The 22,666-nt window shown below is 60.7% G+C and carries 21 protein-coding genes; 10 read left to right on the top strand and 11 right to left on the bottom strand.

Going from position 1 to position 22,666, the window contains the following annotated elements:
- Positions 1-7: 7 nt before the first annotated feature.
- The gene (locus CER19_RS25990; protein ID WP_003195732.1) at positions 8-1,423 is read right to left on the bottom strand and encodes an acetyl-CoA carboxylase biotin carboxylase subunit; all 1,416 of its coding nucleotides are present in this window, start codon (positions 1,421-1,423) and stop codon (positions 8-10) included.
- A gap of 194 nt (positions 1,424-1,617) precedes the next feature.
- Between CER19_RS25990 and CER19_RS25985 the strand changes: the two genes are divergently transcribed.
- On the top strand, positions 1,618-2,592 hold the full coding sequence (locus tag CER19_RS25985) for a LysR family transcriptional regulator (RefSeq protein WP_116668485.1): 975 nt from the start codon (positions 1,618-1,620) through the stop codon (positions 2,590-2,592).
- Here the strand turns inward: CER19_RS25985 and CER19_RS25980 are convergent.
- From CER19_RS25980 to CER19_RS25970, 3 genes are all read right to left on the bottom strand, one after another.
- Positions 2,522-2,719 (bottom strand): PA3496 family putative envelope integrity protein, encoded by a 198-nt coding sequence (locus CER19_RS25980; protein ID WP_020302818.1) that lies wholly within the window; start codon positions 2,717-2,719, stop codon positions 2,522-2,524. The two genes, CER19_RS25985 and CER19_RS25980, sit on opposite strands and share 71 nt — an antisense overlap.
- Before the next feature lie 207 nt (positions 2,720-2,926).
- Positions 2,927-3,793 (bottom strand): transcriptional regulator HexR, encoded by an 867-nt coding sequence (gene hexR, locus CER19_RS25975; RefSeq protein ID WP_116668484.1) that lies wholly within the window; start codon positions 3,791-3,793, stop codon positions 2,927-2,929.
- A gap of 162 nt (positions 3,794-3,955) precedes the next feature.
- The gene (locus CER19_RS25970; RefSeq protein WP_116668483.1) at positions 3,956-6,829 is read right to left on the bottom strand and encodes an EAL domain-containing protein; all 2,874 of its coding nucleotides are present in this window, start codon (positions 6,827-6,829) and stop codon (positions 3,956-3,958) included.
- 278 nt (positions 6,830-7,107) lie between these two features.
- Here CER19_RS25970 and uvrD point away from each other — a divergent pair, with 278 nt between their 5' ends.
- The 3 genes from uvrD (at position 7,108) to CER19_RS25955 (ending at position 11,000) form a co-directional block, all read left to right on the top strand.
- On the top strand, positions 7,108-9,291 hold the full coding sequence (gene uvrD, locus CER19_RS25965; RefSeq protein WP_014720554.1) for a DNA helicase II: 2,184 nt from the start codon (positions 7,108-7,110) through the stop codon (positions 9,289-9,291).
- 299 nt (positions 9,292-9,590) lie between these two features.
- On the top strand, positions 9,591-10,457 hold the full coding sequence (locus CER19_RS25960; protein WP_003195740.1) for a Tim44 domain-containing protein: 867 nt from the start codon (positions 9,591-9,593) through the stop codon (positions 10,455-10,457).
- 135 nt (positions 10,458-10,592) lie between these two features.
- Entirely contained in the window at positions 10,593-11,000 is a 408-nt protein-coding gene (locus CER19_RS25955) for an SMI1/KNR4 family protein (protein WP_014720555.1), read from the top strand.
- An 81-nt stretch (positions 11,001-11,081) separates the two neighbouring features.
- Here the strand turns inward: CER19_RS25955 and CER19_RS25950 are convergent, their stop codons facing one another.
- Positions 11,082-12,842, bottom strand: coding sequence for a cation:proton antiporter (locus tag CER19_RS25950; RefSeq protein ID WP_057975224.1), 1,761 nt, complete (start codon positions 12,840-12,842; stop codon positions 11,082-11,084).
- Between the two features lie 283 nt (positions 12,843-13,125).
- Here CER19_RS25950 and CER19_RS25945 point away from each other — a divergent pair, with 283 nt between their 5' ends.
- Complete coding sequence (locus tag CER19_RS25945) at positions 13,126-13,611, top strand: acyl-CoA thioesterase (RefSeq protein WP_003195747.1); 486 nt, start codon at positions 13,126-13,128, stop codon at positions 13,609-13,611.
- Positions 13,612-13,734: 123 nt separating this feature from the next.
- Here CER19_RS25945 and pdxY read toward each other — a convergent pair whose 3' ends face one another.
- Positions 13,735-14,607, bottom strand: a complete 873-nt coding sequence (gene pdxY / locus CER19_RS25940; RefSeq protein ID WP_003195749.1) for a pyridoxal kinase PdxY — start codon at positions 14,605-14,607, stop codon at positions 13,735-13,737.
- Positions 14,608-14,724: 117 nt separating this feature from the next.
- Between pdxY and CER19_RS25935 the strand changes: the two genes are divergently transcribed.
- On the top strand, positions 14,725-15,120 hold the full coding sequence (locus tag CER19_RS25935; RefSeq protein WP_003195752.1) for a DUF3301 domain-containing protein: 396 nt from the start codon (positions 14,725-14,727) through the stop codon (positions 15,118-15,120).
- On the opposite strand, the gene CER19_RS25930 is transcribed toward CER19_RS25935, so the two are convergent.
- Genes CER19_RS25930 through dksA form a run of 4 tightly spaced genes read right to left on the bottom strand, consistent with a single transcriptional unit; the run spans position 15,114 to position 18,402 of the window.
- A complete protein-coding gene (locus CER19_RS25930; RefSeq protein WP_116668482.1) occupies positions 15,114-16,076 on the bottom strand; it encodes a GTP-binding protein in 963 nt (320 codons plus the stop codon). The two genes, CER19_RS25935 and CER19_RS25930, sit on opposite strands and share 7 nt — an antisense overlap.
- Positions 16,077-16,120: 44 nt before the next feature.
- Positions 16,121-16,765: a DUF1826 domain-containing protein gene (locus CER19_RS25925; protein ID WP_116668481.1), complete on the bottom strand. Its 645-nt coding sequence runs from the start codon at positions 16,763-16,765 to the stop codon at positions 16,121-16,123.
- Positions 16,765-17,970, bottom strand: a complete 1,206-nt coding sequence (zigA, locus tag CER19_RS25920) for a zinc metallochaperone GTPase ZigA (protein WP_116668480.1) — start codon at positions 17,968-17,970, stop codon at positions 16,765-16,767. Before zigA ends, CER19_RS25925 begins: the two co-directional genes overlap by 1 nt.
- A gap of 27 nt (positions 17,971-17,997) precedes the next feature.
- Positions 17,998-18,402: an RNA polymerase-binding protein DksA gene (gene dksA, locus CER19_RS25915; RefSeq protein WP_116668479.1), complete on the bottom strand. Its 405-nt coding sequence runs from the start codon at positions 18,400-18,402 to the stop codon at positions 17,998-18,000.
- Positions 18,403-18,527: 125 nt separating this feature from the next.
- Here dksA and CER19_RS25910 point away from each other — a divergent pair, with 125 nt between their 5' ends.
- Positions 18,528-18,896: a glutamine synthetase gene (locus tag CER19_RS25910; RefSeq protein WP_116668478.1), complete on the top strand. Its 369-nt coding sequence runs from the start codon at positions 18,528-18,530 to the stop codon at positions 18,894-18,896.
- On the opposite strand, the gene CER19_RS25905 is transcribed toward CER19_RS25910, so the two are convergent.
- A complete protein-coding gene (locus tag CER19_RS25905; protein ID WP_116668477.1) occupies positions 18,893-20,104 on the bottom strand; it encodes an N-acetylmuramoyl-L-alanine amidase in 1,212 nt (403 codons plus the stop codon). The two genes, CER19_RS25910 and CER19_RS25905, sit on opposite strands and share 4 nt — an antisense overlap.
- A gap of 128 nt (positions 20,105-20,232) precedes the next feature.
- Here CER19_RS25905 and folE2 point away from each other — a divergent pair, with 128 nt between their 5' ends.
- The 3 genes from folE2 to CER19_RS25890 are packed head-to-tail and all read left to right on the top strand — an operon-like array spanning position 20,233 to position 22,655.
- Positions 20,233-21,123, top strand: coding sequence for a GTP cyclohydrolase FolE2 (gene folE2 / locus CER19_RS25900; protein WP_116668476.1), 891 nt, complete (start codon positions 20,233-20,235; stop codon positions 21,121-21,123).
- Positions 21,120-21,788, top strand: a complete 669-nt coding sequence (locus CER19_RS25895) for a metal ABC transporter ATP-binding protein (protein WP_116668475.1) — start codon at positions 21,120-21,122, stop codon at positions 21,786-21,788. Before folE2 ends, CER19_RS25895 begins: the two co-directional genes overlap by 4 nt.
- Positions 21,789-22,655: a metal ABC transporter permease gene (locus CER19_RS25890; RefSeq protein WP_116668474.1), complete on the top strand. Its 867-nt coding sequence runs from the start codon at positions 21,789-21,791 to the stop codon at positions 22,653-22,655. It begins immediately after the preceding gene.
- Positions 22,656-22,666 lie beyond the last annotated feature (11 nt).

Below are 22,666 nucleotides of genomic sequence, written 5' to 3'. Positions count from 1 at the left end.
ATATTCCTCACAGGCCTGCGTGGGCGGCGATGGCGGCGGCGATGGCCAGGGCCAGCTCTTCGGGTTTGCGCTTGATCGAGTAGTTGGTCAGCTCAGGGTGGCTTTCCACAAAGCTTGTATTGAACTGGCCGCTACGGAATTCCGGGTTGCGCAGGATTTCCTGGTAGTAGGCGGCGGTGGTCTTCACGCCTTGCAGGCGCATGTCGTCCAGGGCACGCAGGCCGCGGTCCATGGCTTCTTCCCAGGTCAACGCCCACACCACCAGTTTCAGGCACATGGAGTCGTAAAACGGCGGGATGGTGTAGCCGGTGTAGATCGCTGTGTCGGTACGCACGCCGGGACCGCCGGGGGCGTAGTAACGGGTGATCTTGCCGAAGCTTGGGAGGAAGTTGTTCTTCGGGTCTTCAGCGTTGATACGAAACTGCAACGCGAAACCACGGTGCTGGATGTCTTCCTGCTTGACCGACAACGGCAGGCCGGAGGCGATGCGGATTTGCTCGCGAACGATATCGATGCCGGTGATTTCTTCGGTGATGGTGTGTTCCACCTGCACCCGCGTGTTCATCTCCATGAAGTACACCTCGCCCTCGGCGAGCAGGAACTCCACGGTACCGGCGTTCTCGTAACCCACAGCCTTGGCCGCGCGCACCGACAGGTCGCCTATGTAGGCGCGCTGTTCGGGGGTCAGCTGTGGGCTGGGGGCAATTTCGATCAGCTTCTGGTTGCGACGCTGGATCGAGCAATCACGTTCGAACAGGTGCACCACGTTGCCAAAGCTGTCACCGAGAATCTGCGCCTCGATGTGCTTGGGATTGACGATGCATTTTTCCAGAAACACTTCCGCCGAACCGAAGGCCTTGGTGGCTTCGGAAATCACGCGGGGAAAGGCTTGTTCGAGTTCTTCGCGACTGTTGCAACGACGAATGCCACGGCCGCCACCACCGGAGGTGGCCTTGAGCATCACCGGGTAACCGATACGGTCGCCTTCGGTGAGGGCTTCATGGATGTCGGCAACGTTGCCTTCGGTGCCCGGCGTAACCGGCACACCGGCCTTGATCATGCTGCGGCGCGCTTCGGTCTTGTCGCCCATGCGGCGAATCACTTCTGCCGAGGGGCCGATGAACTTGATGCCGCGCTCGGCACAGATGTCTGCCAACTCGGCGTTCTCCGACAGGAAGCCGTAGCCGGGGTGCAGCGCATCGCAGCCGGTTTCCACCGCCAGGTTCACCAGCTTGCGCGGGTTCAGGTAGCCGGCCAGAGGCTCGGCACCGATGCTGTGGGCTTCGTCGGCACGCTTGACGTGCAACGCATGGCGGTCGGCGTCCGAATAAACCGCGACCGAGCGAATGCCCATCTCGGCGCAGGCACGCACGATTCGTACGGCAATTTCACCACGGTTGGCGATCAGGATCTTTTTTATCACTTGGAAATTCCCTTGAGCCGATTTGCGTGCTTCGACCCGTTGCAGCCGGGCCGGCGCGTGACCAAATGTTTCATGACAGTCGCGAGACACACACTAAGCCCGCCAAGGGATTAACAAAAATCAATAATTATTGGGTCATGCATAAGCAAAGACTTATAGTTGGCAGAGTAGCCTGGGGCGAGGGGATATAAATAATGCGTAAGTCACTGATGAGACTGACATTACGTCAATTGCAGATCTTTCATGAGGTCTGCGATCTGCGCTCCTACAGCCGCGCAGCCGAGGAAATGTCCCTGACGCAACCCGCCGTCAGCCTGCAGATTCGTCAGCTGGAAGAGCTGATCGGCCAGCCGCTGTTCGATTATGTCGGCAAAAAACTCTACATGACCGAGGCGGCCGAAGCCCTGCAGCGCGCCAGCCGCGATATCTTCGGGCGCCTGGAAAACCTCGACATGCAGCTATCGGACATGCAGGGCTCGCTGCAGGGCCAGCTGAAACTGGCGGTGGAATCGAGCGCCAAATATTTCGTGCCGCACCTGTTTGCCGCCTTCAAGCGCCAGCATCCGGAAGTGCAATTGCAGCTCACGGTGGTCAACCGTGCCCAGGTGATCCGCAGGCTCTCGGACAATCGCGACGACCTGGTGATCATGTCCATGGTGCCCCAGGACATGGGTCTGGAGTTCCTGCCGTTTCTCAACAACCCGATTGTCGCCGTGGCGCTGCCGGATCATCCGTTGAGCCTGCAAGGGCCGCTGCGCCTGCAAGACCTGGAGCCTTATACCCTGCTCATCCGCGAACCTGGCTCTGGCACGCGACTGGCCTGCGAAGAGTACTTCAAGGAAAAACGCGTGCACTTCACCCAGACGGTAGAAGTGGCCTCGGCGGAGGCACAGCGTGAGTGCGTGGCGGCAGGGTTGGGCGTGGCCCTGCTGACGCGCCACGCCCTGAACCTGGAGCTGGCCACCGGCGGGCTCAAGGAGCTGCCGGTGGAAGAACTGCCGCTGTACCGCAGTTGGTGCCTGGTGCAGGCCAAGGCTAAACGCCTGTCACCGGTGGCCCATGCGTTCCTGGGCTTTATTCGCAGCGAACGGGTGCAGATCAGCGCGTTGGCTGAGCGTTTCGCTGGGCAGCCACGGGTGCCTGCCAATGCAGTTCCGGGTAGTCACTGATGCTCTGGAGCAACTGGCGCTCCTCGCAACGGTCTTCGATGGCGCGACGGAACGCCATGCGGCGCTGGTCTTCCTGCTGACGACGGGTCTTGACGGTGCTGTTGCTGTCTTCGTAGGGCCGGGTCATTTGGAGTCTCCCAATGCGAGTACGGGGGAGTACAGGATGGGCGCGGGGGATGACGGTTTGGCGGCGCGGGGATTACAGGATGATGAATCTTGCGAAACTGGCGCAAATTCCCTGTGGGAGCTGGCTTGCCTGCGATGGCGGTGTATCAGGCAATGAAGAGGGTAACTGGCAGACCGCTATCGCAGGCAAGCCAGCTCCCACAGGCCCTCAGTCGTCGAGGGCTTTGACGGACTTGGGCGACAACCGCAGGCTACGCAAGCTGCGCTTCACACTCTTGAGGTGGTTGACCAGGCTCGGGCCACGGGCCATGGCCACGCCCATCGCCAGCACGTCGATGACCACCAGGTGGGCAATGCGCGAGGTCAGCGGCGTGTAGATTTCGGTGTCTTCATGCACGTCGATCGCCAGGTTCACCGTGGACAGCTCCGCCAATGGCGTCTGGCTCGGGCACAGGGTGATCAACGACGCGCCGCTCTCACGCACCAGGTTGGCGGGGATCAGCAGGTCTTTGGAACGGCCGGATTGGGAAATGCAGATGGCCACGTCAGTGGGCTTCAAGGTCACCGCCGACATTGCCTGCATGTGCGGGTCACTGTAGGCCGCGGCGGTCAGCAGCAGGCGGAAGAACTTGTGCTGGGCATCGGCCGCCACCGCGCCGGACGCACCGAAGCCGTAGAACTCGACGCGCTGGGCCTGGGACATCGCGGTCACGGCCTTTTGCAGCTCCACCGGGTCGAGCTTCTCACGCACTTCCATCAGGGTGTGCAAGGTGGTGTCGAAGATTTTCAGGCTGTAGTCGGCGACGGAGTCGTCTTCATGGATTGCAAACTGGCCGAAGCTCGCACCAGCAGCCAGGCTTTGGGCCAGCTTGAGTTTCAGATCTTGAAACCCGGAGCAACCAATGGCGCGGCAGAAGCGCACGATGGTCGGCTCACTGATGCCCACGCTGTGGGCCAGGTCGGCCATGGAACTGTGCATCACGGCCGCAGGGTCAAGCAGCACATGATCGGCAACCTTGAGTTCCGATTTGCGTAACAGGTGGCGCGACTGGGCGATATGTTGCAACAGGTTCAAAGGGCAGGACTCTTGTTATTGGCAGGCGCCAGGGATGTAGCAAGCTTGTAGTTATACTACAAGAATTGTGGTTTTGCCCGTGTGATGCATCACTAAATCGCCCTGCTCCCCCCTGATTCAGCGGGCAGGCGCTATGTAGCCATAAACGCGGCCTACGCTGCGTTAAGAAAAATCTGCATTTTTACGTAACAAATCTGCCAGCCCCTCGGCCCGCAGGGGCGGGCTGATCAGGTACCCCTGTACCTCGTCACACTGCTCGCCGCGCAGGAAATCCAGCTGCTGCTGATCCTCCACGCCTTCGGCCACTACCTTGAGCGCCAACCCGTGAGCCATGGCGATGATCGCACGGGTGATTGCCGCATCCTCGCGCCCCTGGCCAAGCCCGCGGATAAAGGCCTGGTCGATCTTTACGTAGTCCACCGGGATGCGCTTGAGGTAGCTGAGGGATGAGTAACCGGTGCCAAAGTCGTCGATGGCCAGCTTCACCCCCAGGTCGCGCAATTGCTGGAAGGTGGCGATGATGTGTTCAACGCTGTCGAGCAACTGGCTTTCGGTCAGTTCCAGCTCCAAGTATTGGGGGTCCAGTGCGGTTTCCTCCAGCACTTGGCGCACCAGGCTGACCAGCTTGCCCTGGCGCAGCTGATGCACTGACAGGTTGACCGACACACGAATCGGCGCCAGCCCCTGGCGCTGCCATTCGCAGGCCTGCCAGCAGGCCTGGCGCAGCACAAATTCGCCCAACGGCACGATCAAGCCGGTTTCTTCCGCCAAACCGATAAAATCGCTCGGCGGCACCATGCCCCACTGCGGATGCTCCCAGCGGACCAACGCCTCGGCAGCCTTCAGCTTGCCAGTGGCCAGGCACAGCTTGGGTTGGTAGAACACTGTGAGCTGACGCTCGTCGATGGCTTTGCGCAGGTGGTTTTCCAGCTGCAAACGCTCCAGGGTGCTGGCTTGCAGGCTGTCGGTGAAGAACTGGAAATTATTCCCGCCCAAATGCTTGGCGTGCTGCATCGCCATATTTGCCTGGCTGACCAGTGCAGAAATTTCCCGCGCGTTATCCGGCAACAGGCTGACGCCCATCGAGGCGCTGACTACCAGTTCATGACCCTCCACGTGCACCGGCACGCGCAGTTTCGCCAGCAGCCGGGTCGCCACCCGCGCCAGGCTCGATAGGTTGCCATAGGCGTCAAACAGCACGGCGAACTCATCACCGGACAGGCGCGCAATGGTGTCGGCCTCCGGCAGCGCGTTGATCAAGCGCCGCGCCATTTTCTGCAGCAGTTGGTCGGCCACTTCATGGCCCAGGCTGTCATTGAGCAATTTGAAGCGGTCGAGGTTGATATGCAGCAGCGCAAGGCTGCGACCGCCTTGGCGCACGCGCTGGTGAGCCTCGCGCAGCCGTTCGCGAAACAGCGAACGGTTGGCCAGGCCCGTCAACTCGTCGTAGTGAGTGAGGTAGCGCATGCGCTCCTCCGACTCGCGCCGCGCGGACAGATCGGCGAAGAAGCCTACGATATGGCTGACGTTTCCCCGTACATCGCGCACCACGTTCAGCTGTAGCCATTGCGGGTAGAGTTCGCCGTTCTTGCGCGTCTCCACCAATTCACCCTGCCAAGTACCGTGGCTGAGCAACGCCTGGCGGATCAGCGGGAAGTGGCGCCGCGCATCGCGACTGCTGGGCAGTTCCACGACGTTGCGGCCAAGCATGTCGTCGATGTCAAAGCCGGTGACGCGGCTGAACGCCTGGTTCACGGCGATCAGCGCGTAGTTCGGGTCGAGGATCACAATGCCTTCGCTGGCCGCCTCGAACACCGTCGAAGCCAGGCGTTGCTGCTCCTCCACCGCCTTGCCGGCGCTGATGTCGCGGCGCGTGCCCAGCATACGGATAACGCGGCCACTGGTCGTGCGCTCCACAGCGCGCCCGCGGTCTTCGATCCACACCCAATGCCCATCGCCATGACGTATCCGGTATTCCACCTGATAATCCTCGCTGCGGCCTTTGAGATGCTCTACCAGCGCGTGCTTGAGCAGTGGCAGATCGTCGGGGTGCAGGCGCGGTTTGAGGTGGCTGAGCATCGCCGTGACGTACTCGGGCTCCAGGCCAAACAACTCTTTGAGTTGTGTGTGGTGGACCTCGTCGGTTTGCAGGTTCCAGTCCCACAGGCCCAGCTCACTGGCTTGCAGGGCCATGGCCAGGCGCGCTTCGCTTTTACTCAAGGCGAGGCTGGCAGCATCCAATTGCTGGCTGCGTTGCGCCACACGGTCTTGCAAGCCGACCTGGGCTTCACGCAAGTTCTGCTCCACCTCGCGGCGCTGCTCGACTTCGCGCACCAGGTCCTGGTTCAACTGCTCACTGCGTTGCTGCGCCTGCTGTAAATGCTCGATCAGAGCCTGGTTCTGGAAACGGCGCAACAGCCCGCGCTGGATCAGGCGGTTGACCTGCCACGCCACCAGGCTCAGGGACGCCAGCAGGATCAGGCCGAGCACACCCCAGCCTTGTTGTTGCGGGGTGCCATTCCAGAACAGGTAGACGATGGCCGGTACCAGGCACGGCAAGGCAAACGACAGGTAGGCCCAAAGACTCACGGCGTAGGCCACGCTGGCCGACAGGGTGGCGGCGCCAATCAGGCCAAACACCCAGGCCTGATGCATGAAACTGTCCGTGGGCACCAGGGCAATGGCCGCAACCGAGAGGGTCAGGCCACTGACCGCCGAGCCGAGCATGAACATACGGCGCCACACGGGCTGGGCCTGCCGGCTGGGCATGGCCGAGTCAAAGGCCGCTACTTGAATCACGCGCATCGCCACCAGGGCGAGCAGCCAGAGCAGCCAGACGCTGTCCAGCAGGTATTGATTGGGGTTCCACAGCAACCAGGCGCAGACCAGGCCATTGACCAGCATCAGTAGCGTTGGCAGCAACGAACCTTGATACAGCAGGCGCGTGCGCTCAACCGCGATTTCGGTTGCATAGTGTTTACAGATGACCTGTGCTGGGGCCGGCGAGGGGCCAAACAGGTCGGTGCTAAGGGTCATAGGCGGTGTTCTTATAATGGTGAGCCCGAAACGTCGACGGAGCATACACAAGCAAGCGCCTGGGCCAAACTGCTACAAGTCATAAAAAACCCGCTGCGATTTGCCGCAAACCTTTGGCCCAGACCGCTTGAGCAAGACACGGCACGGGTTGCGACCGATGACCAACCGGTCATCACCCCCGCCAGAATGTTCGCCGCGTCGGTAGCTTGCAGGCGTTTTGCATCGACCATCCGGCATTGGGATTTGCCCAGGCCCCCCAAGGCCCATAGAATGCGTCGATGCGCGATGATCTCTCTCTTTTGCTGAACTCCCTCAACGATGCCCAACGCCAGGCCGTAGCGGCCCCCGTTGGCCGTCAGTTGGTCCTGGCCGGTGCTGGCTCCGGTAAAACCCGAGTGCTGGTGCACCGTATCGCCTGGTTGATCCAGGTCGAAAACGCGTCCCCGCATTCCATCCTGTCGGTGACCTTCACCAATAAGGCGGCTGCCGAGATGCGTCATCGCATCGAGCAGTTGATGGGCATCAGCCCGGCCGGCATGTGGGTGGGCACTTTCCACGGCCTGGCGCACCGCCTGTTGCGGGCGCATTGGCAGGAAGCGGGGCTGAGCCAGACCTTCCAGATTCTCGACAGCGACGACCAGCAACGCCTGGTCAAGCGCGTGATCCGCGAACTGGGCCTGGACGAACAACGCTGGCCGGCGCGTCAGGCGCAGTGGTTTATCAACGGCCAGAAAGACGAGGGCCTGCGCCCGCAACATATCCAGGCCAGCGGCGACCTGTTCCTGGCCACCATGCGCAGCATTTATGAAGCCTATGAAGCGGCCTGCGTGCGCGCTGGCGTCATCGACTTCTCCGAACTGCTGCTGCGTGCCCTCGACCTGTGGCGCGACAATCCCGGTTTGCTGGCCCATTACCAGAAACGCTTCCGCCACATCCTGGTGGACGAGTTCCAGGACACCAACGCCGTGCAGTACGCCTGGTTGCGCCTGCTGGCCAAAGGCGGCGACAGCCTGATGGTGGTGGGCGATGACGACCAATCGATCTACGGCTGGCGTGGCGCGAAAATCGAGAACATCTACCAGTATTCCGAAGACTTCCCGGACGCGGTGACCATCCGCCTGGAGCAGAATTACCGCTCCACCGCCGGGATCCTCAAGGCTGCCAACGCCTTGATCGCCAACAACACCGGGCGCCTGGGCAAAGAGCTGTGGACCGACGGCGGCGAAGGCGAAGCGATCAACCTGTACGCGGCGTTCAATGAGCACGATGAAGCGCGCTACGTGGTGGAAACCATCGAAAGCGCACTGAAAACCGGCCTGGCCCGCAGCGATATCGCGATTCTGTACCGTTCCAACGCCCAATCGCGGGTGCTGGAAGAGGCCTTGCTGCGCGAGCGCATCCCGTACCGCATCTATGGCGGCCAGCGCTTCTTCGAACGCGCCGAAATCAAGAACGCCATGGCCTACCTGCGTTTGCTTGAAGGCCGTGGTAACGATGCAGCGCTGGAGCGGGTGATCAATATCCCGGCGCGTGGCATTGGCGAGAAAACCGTCGAAGCGATCCGCGACCATGCGCGCCATGCCGATGTGTCGATGTGGGAAGCCATGCGCTTGCTGATCGCCAACAAAGGCCTGACTGGCCGTGCTGCCGGGGCGTTAGGGGTGTTTGTCGAGCTGATCGAGAACCTGGCCGCAAAATGCGCGGAAATGCCGCTGCACCTGATGACCCAGACCGTCATCGAGCAGTCCGGGCTGATCGCCTATCACGAAGCGGAAAAGGGCGAGAAAGGCCAGGCCCGGGTAGAAAACCTTGAGGAACTGGTCAGCGCTGCTCGTGCGTTCGAAAACACCGAGGACGACGAAGAGCTGACGCCACTCGCCGCCTTCCTGGGCCACGCCTCGCTGGAAGCCGGCGATACCCAGGCCGATGAGCATGAAGACAGCATCCAGCTGATGACCTTGCACAGCGCCAAGGGCCTGGAATTCCCTTACGTGTTCCTGGTGGGCATGGAAGAAGGCCTGTTCCCTCACAAGATGAGCCTGGAAGAACCTGGCCGTCTTGAAGAAGAACGCCGCCTGGCCTACGTGGGCATTACCCGGGCGATGCAGAACCTGGTGATGACCTACGCCGAGACCCGACGGCTGTACGGCAGCGAAACCTACAATAAGGTGTCGCGCTTCGTACGTGAGGTGCCGAAGGGGCTGATCCAGGAAGTACGCTTGTCCAACAGCGTCAGCCGCCCGTTTGGCGGTGGCCAGCAACAGAACTCCAGCAGCATGTTTGCCGGCTCCGAAATACCGGAAACCCCGTTCAGCCTGGGCCAACAGGTCAAGCATGCGATCTTCGGCGAAGGCGTGATCCTCAACTTCGAAGGCGCCGGCGCCCAGGCCCGGGTGCAGGTGAACTTCGCCGAGGGCAGCAAGTGGCTGATGATGGGTTACGCCAAGCTCGAAGCGGTGTGAACTCCATTCCTGTAGGAGCGAGCTTGCTCGCGAAGAACGCCCAGACAATGCGTTCATCCAGAATGCCCGCGTAATCGTTGACGTTTTTCGCGAGCAAGCTCGCTCCTACAGAGAGCGGTTCAGCATGAAGGGACGGCTGCGCCCTTGTATTTCACGAGTGCGGGCCAATATCTGTAATTAGTCCTACAGACCCTTCGGATTTGGTCTTACGCAAAAGCCCGAAACATTATGCCGCTAGCCACTGCCACGACACCTGTGCAACATGGCGCGCGTGCAATCCACAAATGGGAATTCCCTATATGAAACGTTTTCTTAGCATCGCCATGGCGTTGTGCATCGGCCTGACGATGAGCCTCGACGCCAACGCCAAACGCTTCGGTGGCGGCAAAAGCTCGGGCGCGGCACCGACTCACCAGACCAGCCAGATGGCTCCATCCGCCGGTGCGGGCGGTGCTGCGGCTACTGCAGGCGCAGCCGGTGCTGCTGGCGCTGCTGCCAAGGCCGGCGGTGCTTCGCGCTGGCTGGGCCCACTGGCCGGCATCGCCGCCGGTGGCCTGCTCGCGTCCATGTTCATGGGCGACGGCTTCCAGGGCATGCAGATCTTCGACATCCTGATCATGGGCGTCATCGCCTTTTTGGTCTTCCGCTTTATCGCCGCCCGTCGCCGCAAGCAGCAGGAGCACCTGGCTCCAGCCGGCGCGCCGATGCAGCGTGAAGCGTTCGAGCAAAAGCCTGCCATGGGTTCGATCTTCGGTGGTTCGGCAGCTCCTGCCGCCCGTCCGGTGATCAACGCACCGGCCTGGTTCAACGAAGAGCGTTTCGTCGAAGCAGCCCGCAGCCACTTCCAGTCCCTGCAACAGCACTGGGACGCCAACGAAATGGACAAGATCTCCGAGTTCGTGACCCCGCAACTACTGGAGTTCCTCAAGCGCGAACGCGCCGAGATCGGTGACGCCTTCCAGTCGACCTACATCGACGACCTGCGCGTACAGCTCGATGGCGTGGACGATCGTGCCGACAAGACCATCGCCACCCTGACGTTCAGCGGTGTGTCGAAGTCCTCGCGTTTCGACCAGGGCGAAGTGTTCAGCGAAAGCTGGAACATGGAACGCGCCCAGGGCGACGACCAGCCATGGCTGGTCGCCGGTATCCGCCAGAACGGCTAATACCTGCGCGTTTGAGCGAGCGGTAACAAAAACCCCGGACGTGTCCGGGGTTTTCTATTTCACGGTTGCACTTATAGCGAGCTACTGTATAAAACGCCCCTATAAACCGCGCCATCTAGCAAGAGGATCCCGGCCGTGGAAGAAATCATCGAACAACTGCGTGAAGCCAACGAACCGGTCCCGGTTCCTTTGGAGCTACCTGACGAAGACCTGCTGGTGGAAATCGAGGAACAACTGTTCATCGACATCCCCTTTGTCTTCCGTGAATTTTTGCTGACCGTCAGCGACGTAGTCTATGGCAGCCTGGAACCCGTGACCGTCACCGACCCGCAGTCCCACACCTACCTGCCGGACGTTGCGGCCAACGCCTGGGATGCCGGTGTTGATCGCAGCCTGATCCCTATTTGCCAGGACGGCGACGACTACTACTGCGTCGAAGAAGACGGCACCGTGGTGTTGTGGTCGGCCGAAGAAGAATTGGTCACCGAAGAAACCTGGGAATCGGTGTGGCACTGGGCACGGGACGTCTGGCTGGAAAGCTGAGTCCCTTAACCTCTGGCAACCGGCTTTTGTGGCGAGGGAGCTTGCTCCCGCTGGGCTGCGAAGCAGCCCCGTCAACGCCAGTCAGTGCTCCGTATCCTTGTGGTTATCCAGCGTCTCCAGCAACGCAACCTGCATCCGCGTATGCACACGGATAAACCAGCGCCAGAGCACTGCAGCCACCGCCGCCGTGACCACGGCAATCAACACCAGCAACTTGTTGGTCGGCAGAATACTGGCCGACAAGGCTGCCAATAGCAGAAAGATCACCAGCAGCGACAAGAGGGGGATCAGCTCCGCAATCACCCTTCGCACACGCTGGGTATGACGCCCGGCCATCTCTGGCTTCACGCTCATCTCCGCCAGCAGCATCGACAGCGCCTTGAGCTTGCGATACGCCGCAATCAGGAACGGCAACGACACTAGCAGCGCCCCGCCCCAGATCAACGCCTTCTGCCAACTTTGATCGCTGACCCAGCCTTCCAGATACCCACCGATGCGCTCCGCGAAAAAGCTACCAGCAAAGAAGATCGCGATCACCAACGCCAGGTTTACCCCGACTTGCAGGATGATCTTGCGGATCATCGCGGCCAACATCGCCCCCTCGCCCTGGGGCTGAATGCTGCGCAACCATTCCCCATACATGCCGAACACTCGGCTCATACGCTTGGGCATCACCGCCGCGATCTTCAATGACAGTGGGTCCGCGCCACGAATCAGGTAGGGCGTCAGCAGCGTGGTGATCGCCGAAACGGCCACCGCCACCGGATACAGGAAGTCGCTGGTGACCTGCAGGGTCATCCCCAGCGCCGCGATGATGAAAGAAAACTCGCCAATTTGTGACAGTCCCATACCCACCCGCAGCGAGGTGCGACCATCGTTACCGGCGATAAACGCGCCCAGCCCGCAAGACAGCATCTTGCCCAGCACCACCGCCACGGTGATCACCGCAATGGGCCAGGCGTATTGCAGCAGGATCTGCGGGTCGATCATCAAGCCAATCGCCACGAAGAAAATTGCGCTGAACATATCGCGAACAGGCTCGATCAGGCGCTCGATCTTAATCAACTGGCGGGATTCAGCCATGATCGCGCCAATCAGAAAGGCCCCGAGCACCATGCTGTATTCCAACTTCACCACCAGCAAGCAGAAACCGAAGCACAGGCCCAACACGGTGATCAGCAGCATCTCATTGCTTTCGAACTTGGCCACATAAGCCAGCAGACGCGGCACCAGCAAAATACCAATCACCAGGGCAACGATCATGAACAGCGAAAGCTTGCCGACCGTGGAGAACACTTCGCCGGAGCTGACCGTGCCACTCACGGCGATGCTCGACAGCAACGCAATGATGCCGATACCCAGGATGTCCTCGACGATCAACACGCCGAAAATCAGCTGGGCGAACCGCTGGTCTTTCATCTTCAGGTCGTTGAGGGCCTTGACGATAATGGTGGTCGAGGAGATTGCCAGGATCGCGCCGAGGAACAGCGAGTCCATAGTGCTCCAGTCGAACCAGCGGCCGATCTCGTAGCCGATCCAGATCATCAGCACGATTTCCAGGAACGCCGCGATAAACGCCGTCGCTCCTACCTTGAATAGCTTGCGCAGGCTGAATTCCAGGCCCAGGCAGAACATCAGGAAGATGACCCCCAGCTCCGCCAGGGTCTTGATCGTGTCTTCATCGTGGATCAGGCCAAACGGCGGGGTGTGGGGGCCGATAATGAAGCCGGCAACGATGTAGCCCAGCACCACCGGCTGCTTGAAGCGGTGAAACAGGATGGTGACCACCCCTGCCACCAGCATGATCACGGCCAAGTCCTGGATAAAGCTGATGGCGTGCATGGCGAGGGGCTCCTTGAGGTGCAGGCGCTTTTCCCACTTCCGGCCGCGCCTTTGAAGGGTCGGAAAAGTCTGCCTTGATCGTAAGAAAAGCCCTGAGAAGGGCTTTTGAAGGGTAACACCGCGACTTCTGCTGGAAAGCCGGTGCAATATATGGAAACAGATCGCTGCGCGCGTGACGGCAAGCCGCCTGACGGCGTCCCGTTAGGGATGGCGCTGCAAAGACTATGAGTACCCGCAGAGGTGCCTTCCCCCCCAACCAATGCCTACAACCCGTGAGTGTGCTATGGAACCCGGAAACGCCCAGCTGTCGATGACGGTACTGATGACCCCTGACATGGCCAATTTCTCTGGCAATGTGCACGGCGGCACACTGCTCAAGTACCTCGACGAAGTGGCCTACGCCTGCGCCAGCCGTTATGCCGGTCGTTATGTGGTCACGCTGTCGGTGGACCAGGTGATTTTTCGCGAGCCGATTCATGTCGGTGAGCTGGTGACCTTCCTGGCGTCAGTCAACTACACCGGCAATACGTCGATGGAAGTGGGCATCAAGGTGGTGACCGAGAACATCCGTGAACGTTCGGTGCGTCATACCAACAGCTGCTTCTTCACCATGGTGGCCGTGGACGACCAGCGCAAACCTGCCGCCGTACCGCCGTTGCAGCCGCAGAACAGCGAGGACAAGCGCCGCTTTGTGCAGGCTCAGCAGCGTCGTCAGATTCGCCAGGAACTGGAAAAGCGCTACCGGGAAATCAAAGCCGACGCGCCGTAATTTGTAAACCCAATCAAAATGTGGGAGCGGGCTTGCCCGCGATAGCAGTGGTTCAGTCGATATCTCTTTGACTGAGACTCCGCCATCGCGGGCAAGCCCGCTCCCACATTGGGATCTGTGTCATTACAGGCTGATCGGTGTGGCTTCGAAGCGCACACGAGGGTGGGCAATACGGTCCTGGGCCCGCACCAGTTCCAGTTCATAACTGGCGCAGGCCTGGGTTTCCAGCAGCACTTCATGCACGGCCGCGGCGGTGAATTCAAAGGCAGCCACCAGGCTATCGCCCAACAGTACCCGCGCCAGGAACAGGCCGGACGTCAGGTCGCCCACACCCACTGGCTGACGCGGAAACGCCAGCAGGGGCCGGCGCAAGTGCCAACTGCCATCAGCCGTCACCAACAGCATTTCAAACCCTTCTGGCAGTTTGCCTGGGTAATCCAGGTGCTTGACCAACACAGCCTTGGGCCCGCGCGCCAGCAAGGCCTTGGCCATCGCCAGGCAATCGAACAGCGATTGCGGCTTGCGCCCGGCAAAACTGTCCAGCTCCAGTTGGTTGGGGCACAGGAAGTCCGCCATGGCGGCGGCTTCATCCAAGAGGAAATCGCTGACCTCCTGCGGCACGATGCAACCCTTTTCCGGGTGGCCCATCACCGGGTCGCACAGGTACAGCGCCTTGGGGTTGATCGCCTTGATGCGCGCCACACCGCTGAGGATGGCGCGGCCCTGGTCTGCACTGCCCAGGTATCCGGACAGCACCGCATCACAATTGCCCAGCTCACCAATCGCGGCAATACCCTCTACCAGCGCAGGAATTTGCTGCGGCGCCAACACTTCGCCCGCCCACTGTCCATACTGGGTGTGGTTGGAGAACTGCACCGTGTTGAGCGGCCAGACATTCACCCCGACACGCTGCATGGGGAACACGGCGGCGCTGTTTCCGGCGTGGCCGAAGACCACATGAGACTGGATCGCAAGCAGGTGAGGTGTACGTTTCATGCGGGAGATTTCCGTAAAACCGTTGAATTTCTGGCCGAGCAGTATGCGACTAAACGCAGCCTGTACGACAGACCGGCGACACAGTTAAGCTGCGCTCACTTTGTTGGAGTTCATGGAATGCTGACCCTGGGAAACATCTTCGTCTTGATGCTGCTGGCAACCGGCGCCGCCTGGGTTTGGCACAACCACGGCCTGCGTGAACGGGCGTTGGCGCGGGTCAAGCAGCATTGCGCCAAGCTCGATATCGAGCTGCTTGACGGTGCCGTGGCGCTCAAACGCATCGGTTTCGTCAAGGATGCCAATGGCCGTCGACGCCTGGCGCGCATCTATAATTTCGAGTTTACGGTAACCGGCGAAACCCGGCATGCCGGGGTCATCACCCAATTCGGCGCCCACAGCGCGCAGATCGAACTGGCGCCCTACCCGTTCGAAACCAAGGAGCCGCTGCCCAGCGCCGAGATCATCGAATTGAGCCAGTGGCGCCAGGACCACGCCAGCAAGAAACATCAGTAACGGCAGGCTGCCAGGGCGCTCTGCAATGCGGCCACGTCCTGTGGTGCGCTGAAGATCAACTCAACACGTGAATCGCGCCGCCAAGCGCTGGGTTGCCAGTGCAGTGGGCTGTTATCCACCGCGTTGGCGGACACCCAGCCCTCAACGCTGTGGATAACCAATTTGGCACGGCGCCAGTCGAGACTCGCTAGCCACTGATGCAGACGGCTGACCTCGAATCGCTGGCTTGGGTGCCAGCGCCAGCCGATGCTCCAGCCGCCCTCCTGGCTCTGGCTCAGACAGATCGGCAGCCCCGGGTCGCTCCAGATCGCCGGCATTTGCCCCACCGCTTCAGGCACGCCGAAATTATCCACAGCTACTTGGGCCTGTGCTTTCAAACCGGGCAACCGGTCGAGTGGCAGTTGCGCCTGGCGTGTCCAATGGAGCGGGCAATCGGGTAATTGCGCTTCAATCGCCTGACATTGCCCCGCGGTCAGCGTCTCGTCCTTGTTCAACACCAGCAGACCGGCACTGGCCAACGCCTCCTGTTGTGCCTGCGGCAATGGCCTGCCCGCTGCTAAAGCCTGGGCATCGAGTACCAGCACGCAAGGCTGAACGGCCAGCACGTCTTGCCATGGCGCCTGCCGCAGTTGCTTGAGCAATTGCGCCGGATGGCCCAGGCCTGAGGGTTCAATAAACAGCCGGTCCGGCTTGGCCTTACGCAACAAGCGGCCCAGCCCTACCTGGAACGGTGCGCCGTTCACACAACACAAACAGCCGCCCGCCACCTCGCCCAGGGCGATACCGTCATCGTCCTGGGTAAGTAAGGCAGCATCCAGGCCGATCTGGCCGAACTCGTTGATCAGCACCGCCCAGCGCTCGTTGGCCGGGCGCTGGGCAAGCAGGTGCTTGATCAGGCTGGTCTTGCCGGCGCCCAAGGGCCCGGCAATCACATGGGTGGGAATGTTCTGCAGCATAAGAGGCATGGTTCAGGCCGTTTAGAGCGTTTGATCCTACGCGGTTATGCCAGCCAATCCAGCGTCAGGATCAACCGTCGTTCATCGGCCTTGAGCGCCGGCGAGCGGTGGATCAGGCCATGCCCTTCATTGCCATGCCATTTGGTGCCTTTAAGCAGCGCCACCTCACCGCAATGGATCTGCTCGATGCGCTCCGTGGGCTCGGCATCCACCTGGCTCAATGCGCGCCGGTCCATGACGCCTTCACGCAACCATTGGCTGCCGATACCGGCGTAGGTGGTGATCAGCCGAACCGGTACGTGATCGACGTGAAAACGCGGGCACATGGCCTTGTCCAATAGCCGTAGACGCACGCCGATGCGCTTGGCGCCCAGCAGGCAGGCGAATGCACTGACCAGCCACGACACATCGGCGATAAACCCATCGTAGCCTTCAAGATCGCGACAGCTGGACGCCAAACCCTGCAAGTTCGGCACGGAGTCTTCGCTAACCAACTCGACCACCAAGGACTCGGCCAAGGGTTCATTGAGCGCCAAAAGCAAAGCGCCAAACTCAGCGATATGCAGGGGCAGTTGGCGCTGCCAGATTGCCAGGTTGACGCCGTCATTGAGGATATCGGACAGCGCCAGCGGCGTTTCCCCATGTGTCTGGCGGATGACGGGGCGCAGGGGGATGACCGGGGCCAACATCAGGCGACCTGCTCATACCAAGGGCCAAACGGGTCGGGCAGCAGGCGCCAACCTTCGACACCCAGGGCCATTTCTTCATCGTTGAGCAAGCAGGCGTCCAACTCGCTACGCATCTGGGCGAAGTCGATGTTTTGCCCGATAAACACCAGTTCCTGACGGCAGTCACCCGTGCTCAGCTGCCAGTTAGCCATGATCGCCGCCACGCTTTCCTCGTCCTGAGGCCACTGGCTTTTCGGCACAAAGCGCCACCAACGCCCGGCAAACCCATGGCGCATCAAGCCACCCGCCTGGGACCAACTGCCCGCATCCTGATGTTTGCTGGCCAACCAGAAGAAACCCTTGGAGCGCAACAGCTTGCCGTTGACCCAGGGGCGGTCGATAAAGTCGAAAAAGCGCTGTGGATGAAAGGGCCGGCGCGCACGGTAAGCGGTGGACGCTATGCCGTATTCTTCGGTTTCCGGCACATGCTCACCGCGCAATTCCTGCAACCAGCCCGGTGCCTGGGCGGCGCGTTCGAAGTCGAAACGGCCGGTGTTGAGGATCTTGTTCAGCGGGACTTCGCCCATGACCATCGGGATGATTTCCGCCTGGGCGTTGAGGCGCTCAAGGATGGCCATCAGTTCTTCGCGTTCGCGGCTGCTGATCAGGTCAATCTTGCTGATCAGGATGACGTCGGCGAATTCGATCTGTTCGATCAACAGGTCGGTGATGGAACGTTCATCCTCCTCACCGAGGGTTTCGCCCCGTGAAGCCAGGCTTTCGGCAGCCTGGTAGTCGAGCAGGAAATTCATACCGTCGACCACAGTGACCATAGTGTCCAGGCGTGCAATGTCGGCCAGGCTTTGCTCGTTTTCATCGCGAAAAGTGAAGGTTTCGGCCACGGGCAAAGGTTCGGAAATACCGGTGGATTCGATCAGCAGGTAATCGAACCGGCCTTCCTTAGCGAGCTTTCCTACCTCTTCAAGCAAGTCTTCGCGCAAGGTGCAGCAGATGCAGCCATTGCTCATCTCCACCAGCTTTTCTTCCGAACGATTGAGCGTGACATCACGCTGCACTTCGCTGCCGTCGATGTTGATTTCACTCATATCGTTGACGATCACCGCCACCCGCAGGTTGTCGCGGTTGCGCAGGACATAATTGAGCAGCGTACTTTTACCGGCACCGAGAAAGCCGGACAACACGGTCACAGGGAGACGATTGGGCATCAGGTATTCCTCATCAAGGTTGGCCGGTCAAACTGCCCGTTTATGGCGTTCGCGCAGCTCTTCACGTTCTTTGGCTTCGATACATAAGGTGGCGGTGGGACGCAGCAGCAGGCGTTGCAGGCCGATGGGCTCGCCGGTTTCACGGCACCAGCCGTATTCGCCACGGGCCAGCAATTCCAGGGCGTCGTCGATCTTGTCCAACAGCTTCTTTTCACGCTCCAGCAGGCGCAGTTGCCATTGGCGTTGCTCTTCGGCACAGCCGATATCCGCCAGGTCGCTGTTGGTTTCCTGCTCGCGCAGCGCCTGGAACTGCGCGTCGATACGGGCTTGCAGGTCATCACGCTGAGCCAGCAACAGTTCGCGGAAGAAGCGCTGCTGGGCCTCATTCATGTAGTCGGCCGCTGGTTGGGCCAAAAGATCGTGTTCGGTCATGGGAAGCGGTTCGCGGGTCGGGCTGTGCTTTTATGTTATAGTATAACAATACAAATAAGCCAATCCCTCTTGCTCGCCGCGACGAAGGGCGCAATGCTGGTCACCTGCCTATGTTGAGAACCTTGATGAAATACCTGCTGTGCGCGCTGCTATTGGCAGTCGCCGGGCCTGCCTGCGCCCAGGCACCCAGCCTGTTGGCCAAGTGCACACGCAGCGCCAACCTGCTGGCGTGTGTGGACCCGTTGGGCAATGCCTATAGCGTGGCAACCATCGGCAGCACTACGTATCTGCGCGGTTTCGAAGTGATCGGCAAACGCTATTGGGCGCAGACCAACAGCCGGTATGGGCAACTGACGTTCTTTACCGGGTTGGCATCGGATGGCGAGGCGTGGGTCGGCTACACGCGGCGCGTGGGCTGGACCACCATCAACCGGTTCTCCAGCTCAGGCGGCGCCAGCGCCAAGTTCACCTGCAGCCGAATGACCGGCTGTTAGACCTGGCTGTTTTTCTGCGCCTGCACCCAGGCCATGTAGCTGTTCATGGGTGGATTCTTCTGAAAGTAACGCTTGAGTCCTTCGAAAAGGCCATCCGCCACCGCCTGCTGATGACGCGCCGTGACAAGCCGCTGGGCGTCGCGCGCGTTGGAAATGAACCCCGTCTCCACCAAGATCGACGGTACGTCCGGTGACTTGAGCACGGCGAACCCGGCCTGCTCCACACGTTTCTGATGCAGGCTGGTGATGTTTTGCAGGCTGCCCAATACCGAGCTGCCCAGCTGAAGGCTGGAGGCGATGGTCGCGTTCATCGACATGTCGAGAATCACCCCAGCCAGCATCGGGTCCTTGTCCTTCAGATTGAGCAAGGTGGTGGCGCCCAGCAAGTCGGCGCCATTTTCGCGTTGGGCCATGAAACGAGCCGTAGCCGAGGTGGCGCCCCCTTCAGACAGCGCATACACCGAGGCGCCCGACGCGGTCAGCCGTGGCGCGGCGTCGGCATGCACTGAGATAAACATATCGGCCTTGTGTTTACGGGCGATGTCCACGCGCTTGCGCAGCGGCACGAAGAAGTCGTCGTTGCGCACCAGTTTTACGTCAAAACCCTTTTCGCGCTTCAAGCGTTTAGCCAACAACTGAGCAATCGACAGCACCACATCTTTTTCGCGCTGGCCTTTGGAGCCAATGGCACCTGGGTCTTTGCCGCCATGGCCAGGGTCGACCACCACGATGATGTCGCGCTTGGGATGCCCCTTGTCTATCGGCGTCACCAAGGGTGCCGGCTCAGCGGCGATTTGACGGAGCGCACGGGTCGCGTTGGTCAAATCCAACACCAGGCGATGGCCTTGGCCCTCCTGGGGCGGCAGCACGAAACTGTTGAGCTGCATGGGCTCGACCAGGTCCAGCACGATGCGCGTATCGCTCTTGCCGAAATGCCCGGAACGGATCGAGGTAATCCCACTGTTCTTCAACGCCAACTGGGAAAAGTCGCCGCTGAGCCCGGCGCCACTCAAGTCGATGATCAAGCGGTCCGGTGAGGTCAGGGAAAAGGTCTTGTATTGCACCGGGCCGCTGAGGTCGAACACCAGGCGCAGCTTGTCCTCCGAGCGCCACAGGCGTGCATTGCGAATCTGTGTGGCGTAAGCCCCCAAAGGCAAGGTGAACAGAGGGCTGACCAGCAGCAGGTTAAGGAGCTGACGTCTGTGCATGACATACACCGCAGATAAAGGAGCGTCCCTACTCGATATGACTGAACAAAGGCTGGAGCAGAAAATTCATCGTAGCTCGTATTGTTATACTATAACATGTCGAATTATTTCCAACGATGGACCTGCTTATGAACGCGCTGACTCTGCCGGATATTGCCGCGCAGGCTTCACGCCAAGCCTTGCCACTCGACTGGGTGGGGATGTGCGGCATCGCCTTGCCGATCCTGATTGACGGTCAACACCTGACCGCCACCGCTGATGCGGGCGTAAGCCTGGACGACGGCACGGCCCGTGGCATTCATATGTCACGCCTGTATCTGGCTCTGGAAATGCTCGATCAACAGCCGCTGACATCTGCACTGCTGCGTAATGTACTGCAGCGTTTTCTCGACACACATGAAGGTTTATCTAAGAACGCTTACCTGCGCATCCACACCCAGTTGCTGCTTAAACGCCCTGCCCTGGTCAGCCCATTAGCCGGTTGGAAGACCTACCCGGTGAGCATCGAAGCGCGCCTGGAAAACCAGATGTTCCACGTGGAACTAAAAATTGACGTTACTTACTCCTCAACCTGCCCTTGCTCCGCCGCCCTCGCCAGGCAGTTGATTCAGCAGCAATTTGTGGATGATTTCGCCAACACGCCGTTACAGCATGAAGCGGTGCTGGCCTGGCTCGGCAGTGCCGACGGCATCGTCGCCACACCCCATAGCCAACGCAGCAGCGCGCAGTTGCACGTCCACCTGCAAGGTACTGACCTGCCAATAGTCGACTTGATCAACGCTGCCGAAGCCGCGCTCGGCACCGCCGTACAAACCGCGGTGAAACGCGCAGACGAACAAGCCTTCGCCCTGGCCAACGGGCAGAACCTGATGTTCTGCGAAGACGCCGCACGCCGCCTGAACCTCGCCTTGAAACGCTCGGATGCCATCAAAGCCTTCCACCTCAAAGTGATCCACGCCGAAAGCCTGCACGCGCACGATGCCGTGGCTGAAAGCCGCTGGACGAGAGACTTTGCATGATCACCTGTAACTCTTTGCGCTGGGGTGCCCCCGGGCAACCGCTCACCCCGGCACTGGATTTGACCCTGGAAAAAGGCAGCCTCACCGGCATCATCGGCGCCAACGGCACAGGCAAGAGCAGCCTGCTCAAAGTCATCGCCGGCCTGCAAAAACCGCTGGAGGGAAAGGTCATTGTGGATGTTCCACGCCGTGGCGGCCTGGCCTTCCTGCCCCAGCAGCAACACTTGGACCGGCAGTTCCCCATCAGCCTGCAAGAACTGGTGGCCGCAGGTTTTTGGCGCACCCAACACACGTCACAACAACGCAGCCAACGTCTGCAAGCAGTACTCGAAGACTGGTGCCTGCTTGGCCTGGAACACCGCCCCTTGATGGCATTGTCCGGCGGCGAATTGCAGCGTGCCCTGCTGGCACGCATGAGCCTGGCCGACGCACCTGTCCTGCTGCTCGATGAACCTCACGCCGCCCTCGATGAGGATGGCCAGGCGCTGTGCTGGAAACACATCCATGCCTGGCACAACGAAGGCCGCACCCTGGTGATCGTCTGCCATGACCTGGCCTCCGTACGTCACCACACCCAGCACGTACTGCAGATCAAAAACACCGGCTGCGTATTCGGCCCCAGCAAAGAGCTGATCCGCCCGCAACCGCAGATGCAGGTGGCCTGAATGCACTTCACTGCCCACTTATGGATGCCGTTTCATGAGTTCGTCTTTATGCGCCGCGCACTCATCGGCGGTTTGGTACTGGCTTGCAGCACCGCGCCGCTAGGAGTGTTTCTGATCCTGCGGCGCATGAGCCTGATCGGTGACGCGGTGGCCCATGGCATCCTGCCCGGCGCCGCCCTCGGCTTCTGGTTCGCTGGGCTGAGCCTGCCCGCGCTGACCCTCGGCGGCCTGGGTGCGGGCCTGAGCATGGCCGGCCTGGCCGCGTGGATCACTCGCCGCACCGGCCTGCGCGAAGACGCCAGCCTCGCCGCCATCTACCCCATTTCTCTGGCCTCCGGCGTGCTGATCCTGGGCCTTGCCGGCAAGCGCCTGGACCTGCTGCACCTGCTGTTCGGCTCCGCCCTGGCCGTGGATCAAACCACCTTGACCTGCATGCTCTGGGTCTCGGGTTTCAGCCTGATCGCCATGGCGCTGATCTACAAACCGCTGCTGCTGGACACCCTCGACCCGCTGTTCCTGCAAACCGTCAGCCGCCTCGGCCCCCTCGCCCATGGCGTGTTCCTGACCCTGGTGGTGCTGAACCTGGTGATCGGTTTCCAGGCGATCGGCGCGTTGATGGTGGTCGGCTTGATGATGTTGCCGGCCATCGCCTCACGCTTCTGGAGTCGACGCCTTCCAGTGCTGATCGCGGTATCAGCGCTGCTGGGATGCCTGTCGGTGTGGTTGGGCCTGCTGCTGTCGTTCTACTACTCACTGCCCAGCGGCCCGGCCATCGTGCTGGTGGCGGGCGCTGGGTATTTGTTGTCCGTGGTGTTCGGTCCGGTGCACGGTTTGTTGCGCCGCCCGCCTTTGCTTACATCCCAATGAGGTGTTTCCCG

The organism is Pseudomonas sp. GL93 (assembly GCF_003408955.1).
Lineage (GTDB): Bacteria > Pseudomonadota > Gammaproteobacteria > Pseudomonadales > Pseudomonadaceae > Aquipseudomonas > Aquipseudomonas paracarnis.
The sequence above is the reverse complement of the archived record's forward strand: the minus strand, read 5'-3'. Positions and strand labels throughout refer to the sequence as shown.

What these genes read in the sequence shown, in the direction of transcription:
- CER19_RS25985 (WP_116668485.1), top strand. Translation starts at nt 1,618, where the DNA reads ATGCGTAAGTCACTGATGAGACTGACATTACGTCAATTGCAGATCTTT.
- CER19_RS25980 (WP_020302818.1), bottom strand. Translation starts at nt 2,719, where the DNA reads ATGACCCGGCCCTACGAAGACAGCAACAGCACCGTCAAGACCCGTCGT.
- CER19_RS25970 (WP_116668483.1), bottom strand. Translation starts at nt 6,829, where the DNA reads ATGACCCTTAGCACCGACCTGTTTGGCCCCTCGCCGGCCCCAGCACAG.
- uvrD (WP_014720554.1), top strand. Translation starts at nt 7,108, where the DNA reads ATGCGCGATGATCTCTCTCTTTTGCTGAACTCCCTCAACGATGCCCAA.
- CER19_RS25960 (WP_003195740.1), top strand. Translation starts at nt 9,591, where the DNA reads ATGAAACGTTTTCTTAGCATCGCCATGGCGTTGTGCATCGGCCTGACG.
- CER19_RS25950 (WP_057975224.1), bottom strand. Translation starts at nt 12,842, where the DNA reads ATGCACGCCATCAGCTTTATCCAGGACTTGGCCGTGATCATGCTGGTG.
- CER19_RS25945 (WP_003195747.1), top strand. Translation starts at nt 13,126, where the DNA reads ATGGAACCCGGAAACGCCCAGCTGTCGATGACGGTACTGATGACCCCT.
- pdxY (WP_003195749.1), bottom strand. Translation starts at nt 14,607, where the DNA reads ATGAAACGTACACCTCACCTGCTTGCGATCCAGTCTCATGTGGTCTTC.
- CER19_RS25935 (WP_003195752.1), top strand. Translation starts at nt 14,725, where the DNA reads ATGCTGACCCTGGGAAACATCTTCGTCTTGATGCTGCTGGCAACCGGC.
- CER19_RS25930 (WP_116668482.1), bottom strand. Translation starts at nt 16,076, where the DNA reads ATGCTGCAGAACATTCCCACCCATGTGATTGCCGGGCCCTTGGGCGCC.
- CER19_RS25925 (WP_116668481.1), bottom strand. Translation starts at nt 16,765, where the DNA reads ATGTTGGCCCCGGTCATCCCCCTGCGCCCCGTCATCCGCCAGACACAT.
- zigA (WP_116668480.1), bottom strand. Translation starts at nt 17,970, where the DNA reads ATGCCCAATCGTCTCCCTGTGACCGTGTTGTCCGGCTTTCTCGGTGCC.
- dksA (WP_116668479.1), bottom strand. Translation starts at nt 18,402, where the DNA reads ATGACCGAACACGATCTTTTGGCCCAACCAGCGGCCGACTACATGAAT.
- CER19_RS25910 (WP_116668478.1), top strand. Translation starts at nt 18,528, where the DNA reads ATGAAATACCTGCTGTGCGCGCTGCTATTGGCAGTCGCCGGGCCTGCC.
- CER19_RS25905 (WP_116668477.1), bottom strand. Translation starts at nt 20,104, where the DNA reads ATGCACAGACGTCAGCTCCTTAACCTGCTGCTGGTCAGCCCTCTGTTC.
- folE2 (WP_116668476.1), top strand. Translation starts at nt 20,233, where the DNA reads ATGAACGCGCTGACTCTGCCGGATATTGCCGCGCAGGCTTCACGCCAA.
- CER19_RS25895 (WP_116668475.1), top strand. Translation starts at nt 21,120, where the DNA reads ATGATCACCTGTAACTCTTTGCGCTGGGGTGCCCCCGGGCAACCGCTC.
- CER19_RS25890 (WP_116668474.1), top strand. Translation starts at nt 21,789, where the DNA reads ATGCACTTCACTGCCCACTTATGGATGCCGTTTCATGAGTTCGTCTTT.